Here is a 12,404-nt window from a genome sequence, read left to right as displayed (position 1 = left end):
CCGCGCACCACCTGGTCACGCCAGCGGACGCGGCCGTGCGGGGCGGCGGCTCCGCCGCCGGCGGCGAATGGATTGCGCGCGCCGAACAGCCGCCGCTCAAGGGCGACGTCGCCGTCTCCTTCGCGCTTTGCGGCTCGGCTCTGGCCGGGCTCCTGATGCTGCACATGGCATTCGGTTCCGGCTGGACCACGTTGCTTGCCGGCGTTGCCGCCATCGTGCCGGCGCTGGCGACGCGTTGGCGTTCTTATCCCGTGCTGGGCTGGATTTCGGTCGGCGCGGTCGTCGCCGTGCTCGGCCGCGTCGCCTTCGATCCGACCATCGTCGGCGCCGAGTTCCTGACGACGACGCCGGTGTTCAACTGGCTGCTGCCGGGATACGGCGTACCGGCGCTGGCCTTCGGCTTTGCCGCCTGGCAACTCGCCCGCACCACCCCCACGCTACCAACCGGCGATGGCCGGCCGCGCCTGGCCATGGAGGCGGGTGCAGCACTGTTCGCGTTGCTCACCGTTGCCATGTTGGTGCGCCACGCCATGCATGGTGGCGTCATCGACACCGGCCCGGTGACGCTCGCCGAACAGGCGATCTATACGCTGATCGCCATCGGCGCCGGCGCAATACTGTTGGCGATCGACATGCGCTCGCCAAGCTCTGTGCTGCGCTACGGCTCGATGGCCGCCGGCGTGGTTTCGGTCGCCTTCATCGTCTTCCAGCATTTCCTGGTGCTGAACCCGCTGTTCACTGATGAATCGACCGGCCAGATTCCGGTGTTCAACCTGTTGTTCCTGGCTTACCTCCTGCCGGCCATCGCCGCCGGCGGGCTGGCGCTCTATGCCCGGTATAAGCGGCCGCCATGGTATGCGCAGATGCTGGCGGTGGTGGCGGCATTGCTTGTCTTCGCCTACGCCACACTGTCGGTCAGGCGCGTGTTCAAGGGCGAGTTCATCGGCCTGTGGAGCGGCCTCGGGCAGCTTGAGACCTACACCTATTCGGCGCTCTGGCTGATCATCGGCGTCGTGCTGCTCACCGCCGGCGTCTGGCTGAAGTCGCAGGTGCTGCGCATTGCCTCGGCGGCGCTGATCGCGATTGCCGTGGTAAAAGTCTTCCTGTTCGACATGTCGGAACTGGAAGGCGTGCTCAGGGCGCTGTCCTTCATCGGTCTTGGCGCCGTGCTGATCGGCATCGGCCTGTTCTACCAGCGGCTGCTGACGCGGGCGGCGAGGGAGGCCAACGCTGCAACTTGAAGTGATATACGAGGTGGAATATATGAATATCCAACGGAGGATATTCGATGCCGCTCTATATCCGCGACGACGAAGTGGATGCGCTGGCCAGCAGATTGCAACGCGAGACGAACGCTCCGAGCAAAACGGAGGCGGTGCGGGTCGCGCTCGTGCACGAACTTGAGCGCAATCGGGCGAAGGTGCCGCTGCGCGATCGGATCGCCAGTCTTCAGGACAGGGCCAGGAAGCTTGGCCTGCCCAATCCCGATTTCGATATGAAGAAGTTCACCGACGAGATGTGGCAAGACTGATGTTTGTCGACGCGTCGGTGATCGTCGCCATTCTCAACCAGGAACCTGGGTGGGAGGAATTGCTGAAGCAGCTATCCGGTTTTTCCGGGCAGGTCTGGGTTTCTCCGTTGGTTCACTTCGAAGCAACACAGGCATTGGCACGGGCCGGCGCCGGCCCGCGCAGACCCAGCGCTGAAGCCCTTCTCCAAGCCCGCGATCTGATCGATGAGTTCATTGTGGAGATCATGGGAGAGAGTCTGGCCATTGACGACAACATCAGCTCTCGGGCCATTGACGCGAGTGCCCGTTACGGCAAAGCCGTTGGCCACAAAGCGGATCTGAATCTCGGGGACTGTTTTGCTTACGCCTGCGCGAAAGGCCGCGATCTTCCACTGCTATACAAAGGCCATGATTTCGCACAGACCGATTTAGGATAATTCGGCCCTTTTGTTGATTGCGGGGAATAATTTAGCCGATCACCTCGTTATCTCACTGCTTGGGTGACCGGGGCGGCAGACCGCTTCGCGCTGGCCGCTTGCGCCGCGCCGGGAAGGCGCGTTCAATCGGGTTAAACAAGGGCGACCTCAGAACCAGCGGTCATGGACGAAAAGAAGGCAGCAATCCTTGGCGAAATACCGCGCTTGCGCCGCTACGCACGCTCGCTTCTGCGCGACCGCGAATCCGCCGACGATCTCGTCCAGGATTGCCTCGAACGAGCGCTCTTGCGGCTTGAAAGCTGGCAGACAGGAGAAAGCCCCCGGAGGTGGCTGTTTACGATCATGCATCATTTGTTCATCGATCAGATGCGCAAGGTGAACCGGCGCGGTGAGGCGGCGATCCTGCCGCTCGAAGCAAACGAGGCGCAGGCAGTCCCCGCCGAGCAGGCCGAGAACGCCGCCTCGCGCGAGATCATCGACGCATTGCAGGCGATCAGCCCCGACCGCCGCGCCGCTCTCGTCATGGTCGCCATCGAAGGGTTTTCCTATGCCGAAGCCGCCAACATTCTCGGCGTGCCCGCCGGCACGCTGATGTCGCGCATAGCGCGCGGACGCGAGGAGCTGCGCAGCCTGCTCGATGACACGGCGCGCCGCCGCTCGATAAGGATCGTCGAGAAATGACCCGCCGCGATTTTTCCGAACGCGATATCCACATGGCTCTCGACGGCGAGCTGCCGGGCGACGAGCGCGCCGCCTACGACGCCTGGATCGACGCCAATCCCGAAATGAAGGCCAAAAGCGCCCGCTACACCGCCGACCGCGCCGCGTTGCGCGCCGCCTTTGCCGGTGTACTCGACGAGCCCGTGCCGGTGCTGTTCAAGCAGATCGTTAGCGGTGAAGGCGCGACCAAGGCGGCGGCGCGGCAGTCGCGCTGGTGGCTTGCGGCCGCGGCGGCCGCAGTGCTCGTCATCGGCGGTCTTGGCGGCTATTTTGCCGGCATCGACGGCATCGGCAGGGAAGATGGCGCCGATGACCAACTGGCCGAAGAGGCTATCGCCGCCCATGTCATCTATGCCGCCGAACAGCGCCATGCGGTGGAAGTGCCGGCAAGCGACAAGGATCACCTGCAGACCTGGCTGTCCAACCGCGTCGGCTTGAAACTGGTGGCGCCGGATCTGGTGGCGGAAGGCTTCCAGCTGGTTGGCGGCCGGCTGCTGCCCGCCGGCCAGGGCAAGGCAGCGATGCTGCTTTACGAGGACGCCAAGGGTCAGCGCATCTCCTTGTTCGTTACCGCTGATTCCTCAGCCAAGTCCAAGGGCACCTACATGGCCGACGCCGACGGTCCCGAGGCGGTCTATTGGCTGGACAAGGGCTATGCCTGCGCCGTCGTCGGCTCGCTGCCGCGAGAGCAGCTGGCTGCGGTCGCCAAGCGCGCCTACGGTCAGCTTCTGGCGGGTATCGCCAGTTAAGCGCATTCCGTTTCGGGAATGCGCCTGGGTAGAAAGTGTCACAATTCGGCCCTATTCGAAGTGCGATAGCGCTTGATGGATATCAGCGTTTCGGCTGATGTTTGCGACGTTTTTGACCGCGGCCTTTTCCTCCACCCAATCGAGGTTTTCCAAACCCGCATGCCTGCCGAGATTCGCAAGGCCCGCGCGTCCGACGTCGATGACCTCGCCGCCATCGAGAAGGCGGTTTTTTCCAGTGACCGCATTTCCCGGCGCTCCTTCCGCCTGTTGATCGAACGCGAGACAGCCGAGATGCTGGTCGCCGAAAGCGATGGCCGTGTCGCCGGCTACGCCATCGTGCTGTTTCGCAAGGGCAGCGGCGTCGCCCGGCTCTATTCGCTTGCCACCAGCCCGTTTTTCAGCGGCCGCGGCATTGGCCGCATGCTGCTTGCAGCGGCCGAAGAAGCTGCCTTCGAGCACGACCGCATGATGTTGCGCCTCGAAGTGCGCGAGGACAATCTTCGCGCCATCGGCATCTATGAGCAGAGCGGCTACCGCAAGATCGGTCGCGAGCCCCACTATTACGAGGATGGCGCCACCGCGCTGCGCTACGAAAAGACCTTGCGCGGCGATATTCCGGTCGCCACCAAAGTCCCGTTCTACCAGCAGACCTGCGAGTTCACCTGCGGTCCATGCTGCCTGATGATGGCGATGGCCAATTTCGATTCCGGCTTCGTGCCCGATCCGGTCATGGAAATCCGCCTATGGCGCGAGGCAACGACCGTGTTCATGATGTCCGGCCCGGGCGGCTGCGAGCCCTTCGGCCTTGCGGTTTCCGGCTACGAAAGCGGGCTTGCGGCGGAAATCTTCGTGTCCTTCTATGGCGCGCTGTTCTTGCAATCGGTGCGCAGCGACGACAAGCGCCGAGTGATGGAACTTGCCCAGGTGGACTTTCGCCGCCGCGCGGAACTTTACGGCATCCCGGTGAATTACCGTCCGTTCACCATCGACGATATCCGCGGCGCCCTGGCTCAGGGAAAACTGGTGCTGGTGCTGATCAGCGGCTTCCTGATGTTCGGCAAGAAGGTGCCGCATTGGGTGCTGGCTATCGGCGACGATGGCGACCACATCCTGATCCACGATCCCTGGGTCGAGGACGAAAGACAGGAGACCATCCTCGATGCCGCCAACATTCCCGTGCCGCACGGCATCTTCATGAACATGGCGCAATTTGGCCGCGACGGACTGCGTGCTGCCATCACACTTGGGAAACGCTGATAACAATGACCTGGGTCATCCTCACCGGCCGTCAGAACGATCTCGACCCGGCGGCGACGCCGCACAAGATCATCACCAACCGTGACTATCTTGCGCATCCGGCGCTGTTTCGCGGCCAGCAGCCGAAGGTCATCAACCTATCGAACAATTACGCCTACCAGAGCCGCGGCTATTATGCCTCTCTGCTCGCCGGTTCGCGCGGCCACAAGGTCATCCCGACGGTCGAGACGATGATCGACCTGTCCGAGCGCAAGCTCTACGAGCACGCGCTGCCGGAACTGGAGCTGGCGCTCAACAAGTGCCGCAAGGATCTCGGAGGCGTTTTCCCGCAAAAAATCTGCATCTTCTTCGGCATCGGACCGTCGAAGGTCTGGGACCGCTTCGCCAAGCTGTTGTTCGACTGGTTCCGCGCTCCGGCGCTTGAGGTTCACATCAAGGACAGCGCCGAATGGGCTTCGATCCGCAAGATCGGCTTCCTGCCGCTGGCCAGGATGGCCGAGGAGGAAGAAGCCTTATTCGTGCAGGCGCTCGAGACGTACACCAACCGCGAGTGGCGCGACACCAAGGGCCGCACGCCGGCACGCTACACCTTCGCCACGCTGGTCGATCCGCATGAAGAACTGCCGCCGTCGGAGATTTCCTCGCTGCGTTACTGGGCCAAGATCGCCGAAAAGATGGGCGTCGAAATCGAGCCGATCACCAGGAAGGACCTGGCCAAGCTCGCCAATTACGACGCGCTGTTCATCCGCGAGACCACCTCGATCTCAAACCACACCTACCGCTTCGCGCGCCGCGCCCAGCAGGAAGGCATGCCGGTGATAGACGACCCGCTGTCGATGATCCGCTGCACCAACAAAGTCTATCTCAACGAACTGATGGCCTACAACAAGGTGCCGGTGCCGCCGACGGTGATGATAGCCGGCACCTCGGACCTCGAACTGGCCGCGCAGACGCTCGGCTTTCCGCTGGTGCTGAAGATCCCGGATTCATCGTTCTCGCGCGGCGTCAAGAAATGCGGCAACTTCGAAGAACTGAAGACGCTCGCCACCGAGTGGCTGGAGGATTCCGATCTCCTGATCGCGCAGAAATTCATCCCGACCGAATATGACTGGCGCGTCGGCGTGCTCGGCGGGCAGCCGCTGTTTGCCGTGCATTATCTGATGGCGAAAAAACACTGGCAGATCGTCAACCACAAGGCCAGCGGCAAGCCCGACCAGGGCGGCATCAAGACCTTCACGCTGAAAGAGACGCCGCCGCATGTCGTCGACACCGCGGTGAAGGCGGCGCGCTGCATCGGCGACGGGCTTTACGGCGTCGATCTCAAGGAAACCAAGGATGGCGTCTTCGTCATCGAGGTCAACGACAACCCGAACCTCGACCATGGCTGGGAGGATTCCGGCGAAAAGGACGAAGTCTGGGTGCGGCTGACGCAATGGTTCCTGGAGCGGCTGGACCGTCCCGGGCGTTAGTTTGCGGTCCCGGGCGGTAATTCAACCGAGGGGGAAAAATGCAGTTCATCGTCATCGAGGATTTCACCGGCTGCGACCGCAAGGAGATCTACCGCCGTTTCGGCGAGCGCGGCAGATTGAAGCCGGACGCGCTTGTCGTGCATCGAGTAGCTTGGCGCCATGACCGTATCCGCCCAGTTTGAACCCAGAGACCATCGCGACGTCGTCGCGTCTCTGACCAATGAGCAGCGCAGCCGCCTGACCGGCAAGTCGGACGGGCCGGGTCTGGTCCAACTCGCCTTCCATCTCGGCGCGATTGTGGCTATCGGCGGGCTGATTGCGGCCAAGGTGCCGTACTGGCCGCTGTTGATGTTGCCGCAAGGCATTCTCATCGTCTTCCTGTTCACGCTGCTGCATGAGACGGTGCACAGGACGGCGTTCGAGACGCAGTGGCTCAACGATGCCGCCGCAAGCGTCTGCAGCCTGGCGATCGCGCTGCCCGCCGACTGGTTTCGCTATTTCCACTTCGGCCATCACCGTTTCACCCAGGATCCCGAGAACGATCCGGAACTCGCCTTCCCGAAACCGGAGACGAGGCGGCAATACATCGTCCACGTCTCGGGCCTGCCGGTGTGGTGGGGTCATTTGCAGACACTCTACGCCAACGCGACCGGCCGCTGCCACGACAGCTACGTGCCGCCGAAAGGCCTGCCCAAGGTGCGCACTGAAGCCCGCGCCATGATCGCTTTCTATGTCGTGGTCGCCGCGCTAGCCCTGTGGTTCGAGGCAAGTGTACTGCTCTATGTCTGGATCGTGCCGGCGCTGCTCGGCCAGCCCTTCCTCAGGGTCTATCTGCTGGCCGAGCATGGCCGCTGCCCGCTTGTCGCCAACATGCTGGAAAACACCCGCACCACGCTGACCAACTGGCTGGTGCGCAAAGTCGCCTGGAACATGCCGTATCACGCCGAGCACCACGCCTATCCCGGCGTGCCCTTCCATCAGCTGCCGGCCTTCCACCAGCTGATCGAGCGCCATCTCAAAGTGGTCGAACCCGGCTATGTCAGCTTCCACGAGAAATACGTCGAGACCTTGCGCTGAGGCGCTCGGCGTCAGATAGCGTCTGCTCGACGAGCGTGACGAAATAGCGGAGCACGGTGGGGACGATGGCGTCGTTGAAGACATAGCGATCGCCGTGCAGCCCTTCGCCCGGTCTGACCGCTCCTGCGCCGACCAAGGCATAGCAGCCGCCGGCTTCGCGGACCATGTAGGCAAAATCCTCGCAGCCGAGGCTCGGGTTGAATGCGGTCTCGACCTGCTCGCGGCCGACAACCGCGGTTGCCGCCTGGACGGCCCGGTCAGTGGCAGCCGACGTGTTGACCAGCGGCGGGTAGCCTTTCTTGTAGGCGAGCTTGGCGGTGAGGGCATGCGCCGAGGCAATGCCTTGCGCGATGTCGCCGATTAGACTTTCGCAATGGTCCGACAAAGTGGGCTCGAAGAAGCGGCAGGTTCCCTGCAGCCAGACCTTGCCCGGCACGATGTTGCCGACATTGCCGCCATGGATCTGGGTGATCGAAACGACCAGCGCCATTTCCGGGTCGACCGAACGGCTGACGATGCGCTGCACGGCTTGAACGAAGGCGCCGGCCGCGAGCACGGGATCGTCGCCTAGCTGCGGCATGGCGGCATGCGCGCCGGTCCCTTCGAAGTTCAGTTCGAAAGTGTCGACGGCCGCCATCATCGACCCGGCACGGGCCGCGATCTTTCCGAGCGGCAGCCCCGGCCAGTTGTGGACGGCGTAGACGGCTTCCACGGGGAAGCGCTCGAACAGTCCGTCCTCGATCATCCGCATGGCGCCGCCTTCATTTTCTTCTGCCGGCTGGAAGATGAAACAGACGGTGCCGTCGAAGGCTCTGTTGTCGGCGAGCAGCTTGGCGGCGCCGAGCAGCATCGCGATGTGCCCGTCGTGGCCGCAGGCATGCATCACGCCGTCTTTCTTCGACGCATATGGCAATCCTGTCTTCTCCAGCACGGGCAAGGCATCGAGTTCGGCCCGAAGCCCGATGGCGCGCACGCCTGGTCGTCCTCTGAGGACGCCAACCACGCCGGTGCCGCCTATGCCTTCATGAACCGCGTCGAGCCCGAAGGTGCGCAGCTTGTCGGCGACGAAGCGCGCGGTCTCATACTCTTGGAAACCGAGTTCGGGGTTGGCGTGGATGTGATGCCGCCATTCCACCACCTGCGGGGTGAGGGCGGCGATGGGGTCGTTGTGCAGCATTGCGCTCTCCTTGCCGACCGTCGTAAATTCGGCCTTGTGCCAGCACGTAAAGGTTTTGCGCCGGCAGCGTCTTGAACAGGATTGACCGTGTCTGGAATTCAACAGCCTCAGGAGACGACGCAGTTCTGGCGTCATCCGCGCTTTCGCGATCTTGGCATGCTCAAGGCGCGCTTCACGCGGCATCGCTACCAGCTGCACACGCACCCCACCTATGTCGTCGCCCTGATCACGCAAGGGTGCGAGCGTGTCCGCATCGGCAACGAGACTGTCCTTGCGCCGTCGGGCACGGTTCTGCTCGTCAATCCGGAGATATGGCATGACGGCGAGGCGGGCGCCGACCAGGGCTGGGCTTACCGCACCTTCTATCCCTCGGCCTCGCTCGTGGGTGCGATCGCGGACGAACTCGGGCAGGATCGCGCGCCGCTGTTTTCACAAGCGACCGTCGATGATGCCGATCTCGTCCAGGCAGTAGGCGTCGCGCACTTGGCTTCGACATCGGGTGATGCCACGAGCGCCGAAACATCCATGCTGATCGCCTTGCGCAAGCTCATCCTGCGCCATGGCGATTGGGGCGGCCGGCGGCGCGAGGCGGTCGAAAGCTTCGGATCGAAAAGCCGGCTCCGGGTCTATGAACAGGTCATCGAAGACGATCTGAACTCGGACCTCGATTTGCAGCGGCTCGCTGAAGCCGCAGGCGTGACGCGCTTTCAAGTTATCCGCGATTTCAGGAAAGTGCTGGGTCTCACCCCTGCTGCCTTCATCCGTGACCGCAGGCTGCGCCGTGCCGATCTGCTGATCCGGCAAGGTTCAGATCTCGCCGGTGCCGCCTTTGCGGCCGGCTTCTCCGACCAAAGCCATCTCTCGCGCACCTTCCGCGCCGCGCATGGAATGACGCCGGGGATGTTCAGGCGCGCCGGGACGCTGCCCTCGTCTTGAGAAGTCGAGCCATGTCGGCGGCCTTTGACGGCATGCCGATCAGAAAGCCCTGCGCCTCGACGCAGCCAGCCTTGCGCAATATGTCGAGCTGCGCTTCGGTCTCGACGCCTTCGGCGGTGACGGTGATGCCAAGTTCGGCACCAAGCCCGATGATCGTGCGCACGATCGCCGCCGTGTCCTTGTTGTCGATATCGTGGATGAAGGAGCGGTCGATCTTGATCTTGTCGACGGGAAAACGCCTGAGATAGCCGAGCGACGAATAGCCGGTGCCGAAATCGTCGAGCGCGATGCGGATACCGAGTTCGCGCAGCTGCCTCAGCGTCTTCAGCACCGTCTCGCTCTCATCCATCAGCACGGTCTCGGTGATTTCCAGTTCGAGCCGGCTGGCCGGCACACCGGAAACGGCCAGCGCCGAAATCACGCTGCGGGCAAAGTCGGCGCTTCTGATCTGCACTGCCGAGACATTGACGGCGATGCGCATTCCAGGCGGCCAGCCGGCGGCCACACTGCAGGCCTGTTTCAGCGCCCATTCGCCCAGCGGAATGATCAGCCCGCTGTCTTCGGCGGCTGCGATGAAATTGTCGGGCGCCACCAGGCCGCGCGTCGGTGAATTCCACCGCATCAACGATTCGGCGCCGACGATCTTGCCCGACGCGATGTTGGTGATCGGCTGGAACTCCAGCACGAACTCCCGCCGTTTCAGTGCCGTCTCGAGATCGGTTTCGAGCGCCAGGCGCGCCCGCACCAAGGCATCCATGCCGGGCTCGAAAAAGCGGTAGACGTTGCGGCCTTCGCTCTTGCCGCTGTAAAGCGCCATGTCGGCGTTCTTCAAAAGCGTGTCGGCGTCCTTGCCGTCACCGGGATACAGCGCGATGCCAAGGCTGATGCCGACATGCATGTCGCGGCCCTTGTCGCGAAACGGCTGGCTGACGACAGCGACGATGCGTTTTGCCAGTTGTTCCGCATCGGTGGCGCCTTTGGGATTGAACTGCAGGATGGCGAACTCGTCGCCACCGAGGCGGGCGACCACATCGGTGTCGCTGCGCAGGCTGTGCCGCAACCGCTCCGCCACGCATTTCAGCAGCCAGTCACCGGCCGGGTGTCCCCAGGTGTCGTTAACGGCCTTGAAGCGATCGAGGTCGAGCGAGAAGATCGCCAACGGTGTATCGCCGGCCATCGCCTGGTCGAGCCGTTCGCGAAACATCGAGCGGTTGGGCAGGTCGGTCAGCGTGTCGTAATGGGCAAGGTGGCTCATGCGCTCTTCGGCGCGCCGGCGCTCGGTGATGTCTTCGAAGGTCGCCACCCAGCCGCCACCGGTAAGCGGCCGGCGCGCAACCAGCAGCGTTCGGCCATCGGCAAGGCTGCGGTCGGTCGAACGCTCCTCACCGGCCTGCAGGCTGGCTCTGGTGTTGGCGATCTCGCCGTCGATGTCCATCGACGGATAGATGCGCAGTCGCACCATCTGTTCGAGCAGGGCGCGCTGGCTCATGCCGAGCGGGAAGTCGTCAGGCGTGACCTTGTAGAGGTCGAGGAAGCGCTGGTTGCGCACGATCAGCGTGCCTTCGGCGTCGTACATCAACAGGCCTTGCGACATGTTGGCGAGCGCCGCATCGAAGCGGCGGTGCTGCTCCTTCAGTTCCTGCTCGGCCCGCCTTTGCTCCGTAATGTCCTCATAGATCGACACCCAGCCGCCTGAGGCCAGCGGCCGGTGCGTGATGGAAACGATGCGTCCGTCCGACAGTATTTCCTCGTAGGTCGAGGCTTGCGCGCGCTCGATATAGGGCTTGCGGATGGCATACAGGTCTTCGGCGCTCTGTGAGGCGACACCGATGTCGACGCTGTGCTTTAGAATGTCCAGGAACGCGATGCCGGGCCGCACGATCTTCGCGTCGAGGGAGAAGATGCTGATATAGTTGCCGTTGCAGATGATCATCCGCTCGTCGGCGTCGAACATGCACAGCCCGTGCGACATATTCTCGACGGCCGCCGAAAAGCGCTCGTTCTGGTGGCGCAGTTCGTCGGCGATCTGCCGTGGCGCGGCGACGCCTCCGGCTCCCCGTCTGCGGACGGGCGAACCACCCTTGACGTGCGCAACGGACATGAGGCGTGCCTGCTGACCGTGATCGAAACCCGGTACTGTGGTTACCGCTGGTTAATTTAGCGTATGTTCACTGCGCCGAATGCACGGCAACCGTTGCCTGGCGTTGATTTTCAAGCGTTGCGTAGCGTTTGAGGAAGGCAGCTTGCGCCGAGGTCACCGAGTGCGGCTTAAAGTCGAAGCGGTCGGCATTGAAGCCGCGCGGCCGGCCGAAGAACTCGGTTGCTTCCGCGGTGGAGAAACCGGCAAGCAGCGTCGCCTCGTAATAGGCCGCGATCTGGTCGGCGCGCTTGATCTCCTTGCGCAAGCCGACGCCGAGTTCGGGCGGCAGCGAAAAGCGCTGATGGATGGCGCGCTGGAGGCGCAGCTCGCACTCCTTGTAGGAGCCGCCCATCACCGATTTGAACGGCGAGATCATATCGCCGATGACATATTCCGGCGCGTCATGCAGCAGTGCTGCCAGCCGCGCATTGGCCGACGCGCCCGGCTGCAACTCGCTGAACAGCGCCTCGACCAGCAGCGAATGCTGGGCGACCGAAAAGGCGTGATCGCCGCGGGTCTGGCCGTTCCAGCGGGCGACTCGGGCAAGCCCGTGGGCGATGTCGGAGATTTCGATGTCGAGCGGCGAGGGGTCGAGCAGGTCGAGCCGCCGTCCCGACAGCATGCGCTGCCACGCGCGGGGTGGCGCTCCGACGCGATCGGCAGCCATCAGGCGTCCTCCGCGCCGATGGCTTCCCTGGGAAAGCTGAACTTCGCCCAGGACGGGATGGCGAGTGAGACGGTGACATCACCGGCCAGTACCGGCTGGCCAGCGTCGAGCGCCGCCTTGACCCGGTCGATGCGGGCAATGGCGAGGCCGGCCGTGCCCGCGGTCGAGCCGAGCGTGGCGCCCCCCCCCCCCCCCCCCCGGCCCCCCCGGGCGGGGGGGGGGGTGGGGCGGGGGGGGCCCACCCGCACCCCCCCCCCGCCCGCCG

General features: G+C 63.7%; 13 protein-coding genes and 1 pseudogene. 10 read left to right on the top strand and 4 right to left on the bottom strand.

Annotated features, from left to right (window positions below):
• From NKI88_RS31190 to NKI88_RS31150, 9 genes are all read left to right on the top strand, one after another.
• On the top strand, positions 1-1,241 hold a 1,241-nt coding region (locus NKI88_RS31190; protein ID WP_352659212.1), incomplete at its 5' end, for a DUF2339 domain-containing protein.
• A gap of 47 nt (positions 1,242-1,288) precedes the next feature.
• The gene (locus NKI88_RS31185) at positions 1,289-1,531 is read left to right on the top strand and encodes a type II toxin-antitoxin system VapB family antitoxin (RefSeq protein WP_023705392.1); all 243 of its coding nucleotides are present in this window, start codon (positions 1,289-1,291) and stop codon (positions 1,529-1,531) included.
• The gene (locus NKI88_RS31180; protein WP_352659210.1) at positions 1,531-1,947 is read left to right on the top strand and encodes a type II toxin-antitoxin system VapC family toxin; all 417 of its coding nucleotides are present in this window, start codon (positions 1,531-1,533) and stop codon (positions 1,945-1,947) included. Before NKI88_RS31185 ends, NKI88_RS31180 begins: the two co-directional genes overlap by 1 nt.
• 162 nt (positions 1,948-2,109) lie before the next feature.
• Entirely contained in the window at positions 2,110-2,628 is a 519-nt protein-coding gene (locus tag NKI88_RS31175) for a sigma-70 family RNA polymerase sigma factor (RefSeq protein WP_352659208.1), read from the top strand.
• Positions 2,625-3,416 carry an anti-sigma factor family protein gene (locus NKI88_RS31170; RefSeq protein WP_023687291.1) on the top strand — a complete coding sequence of 264 codons (792 nt, stop codon included), beginning with the start codon at positions 2,625-2,627 and terminating at the stop codon, positions 3,414-3,416. The genes NKI88_RS31175 and NKI88_RS31170 overlap by 4 nt, the downstream gene beginning before the upstream one ends.
• 159 nt (positions 3,417-3,575) lie before the next feature.
• Entirely contained in the window at positions 3,576-4,673 is a 1,098-nt protein-coding gene (locus NKI88_RS31165; protein WP_023692865.1) for a peptidase C39 family protein, read from the top strand.
• A 5-nt stretch (positions 4,674-4,678) separates the two neighbouring features.
• Entirely contained in the window at positions 4,679-6,142 is a 1,464-nt protein-coding gene (locus NKI88_RS31160; protein ID WP_023692866.1) for a RimK family ATP-grasp domain-containing protein, read from the top strand.
• Positions 6,143-6,180: 38 nt separating this feature from the next.
• Complete coding sequence (locus tag NKI88_RS31155; RefSeq protein WP_352659206.1) at positions 6,181-6,324, top strand: hypothetical protein; 144 nt, start codon at positions 6,181-6,183, stop codon at positions 6,322-6,324.
• On the top strand, positions 6,302-7,219 hold the full coding sequence (locus tag NKI88_RS31150) for a fatty acid desaturase family protein (RefSeq protein ID WP_352659204.1): 918 nt from the start codon (positions 6,302-6,304) through the stop codon (positions 7,217-7,219). The genes NKI88_RS31155 and NKI88_RS31150 overlap by 23 nt, the downstream gene beginning before the upstream one ends.
• On the opposite strand, the gene NKI88_RS31145 is transcribed toward NKI88_RS31150, so the two are convergent.
• The gene (locus NKI88_RS31145) at positions 7,182-8,396 is read right to left on the bottom strand and encodes an amidohydrolase (protein ID WP_352659202.1); all 1,215 of its coding nucleotides are present in this window, start codon (positions 8,394-8,396) and stop codon (positions 7,182-7,184) included. The two genes, NKI88_RS31150 and NKI88_RS31145, sit on opposite strands and share 38 nt — an antisense overlap.
• A gap of 87 nt (positions 8,397-8,483) precedes the next feature.
• Between NKI88_RS31145 and NKI88_RS31140 the strand changes: the two genes are divergently transcribed.
• Positions 8,484-9,332, top strand: a complete 849-nt coding sequence (locus NKI88_RS31140) for an AraC family transcriptional regulator (RefSeq protein WP_352497151.1) — start codon at positions 8,484-8,486, stop codon at positions 9,330-9,332.
• Here the strand turns inward: NKI88_RS31140 and NKI88_RS31135 are convergent.
• From NKI88_RS31135 to NKI88_RS31125, 3 genes and pseudogenes are all read right to left on the bottom strand, one after another.
• The gene (locus NKI88_RS31135) at positions 9,301-11,433 is read right to left on the bottom strand and encodes a putative bifunctional diguanylate cyclase/phosphodiesterase (protein ID WP_352659200.1); all 2,133 of its coding nucleotides are present in this window, start codon (positions 11,431-11,433) and stop codon (positions 9,301-9,303) included. The two genes, NKI88_RS31140 and NKI88_RS31135, sit on opposite strands and share 32 nt — an antisense overlap.
• Before the next feature lie 67 nt (positions 11,434-11,500).
• Positions 11,501-12,139, bottom strand: a complete 639-nt coding sequence (locus NKI88_RS31130; protein ID WP_352659198.1) for an HD domain-containing protein — start codon at positions 12,137-12,139, stop codon at positions 11,501-11,503.
• Positions 12,139-12,404 (bottom strand): annotated as a pseudogene (locus NKI88_RS31125) (hypothetical protein); the annotation flags it as partial. The gene NKI88_RS31130 and the pseudogene NKI88_RS31125, both read right to left, overlap by 1 nt.

Origin of the sequence: Mesorhizobium sp. M0317 (assembly GCF_040321555.1) — a bacterium.
GTDB lineage: Bacteria > Pseudomonadota > Alphaproteobacteria > Rhizobiales > Rhizobiaceae > Mesorhizobium.
Note: the sequence above shows the minus strand (reverse complement) of the source record. Positions and strands in the feature narration are given on the sequence as shown.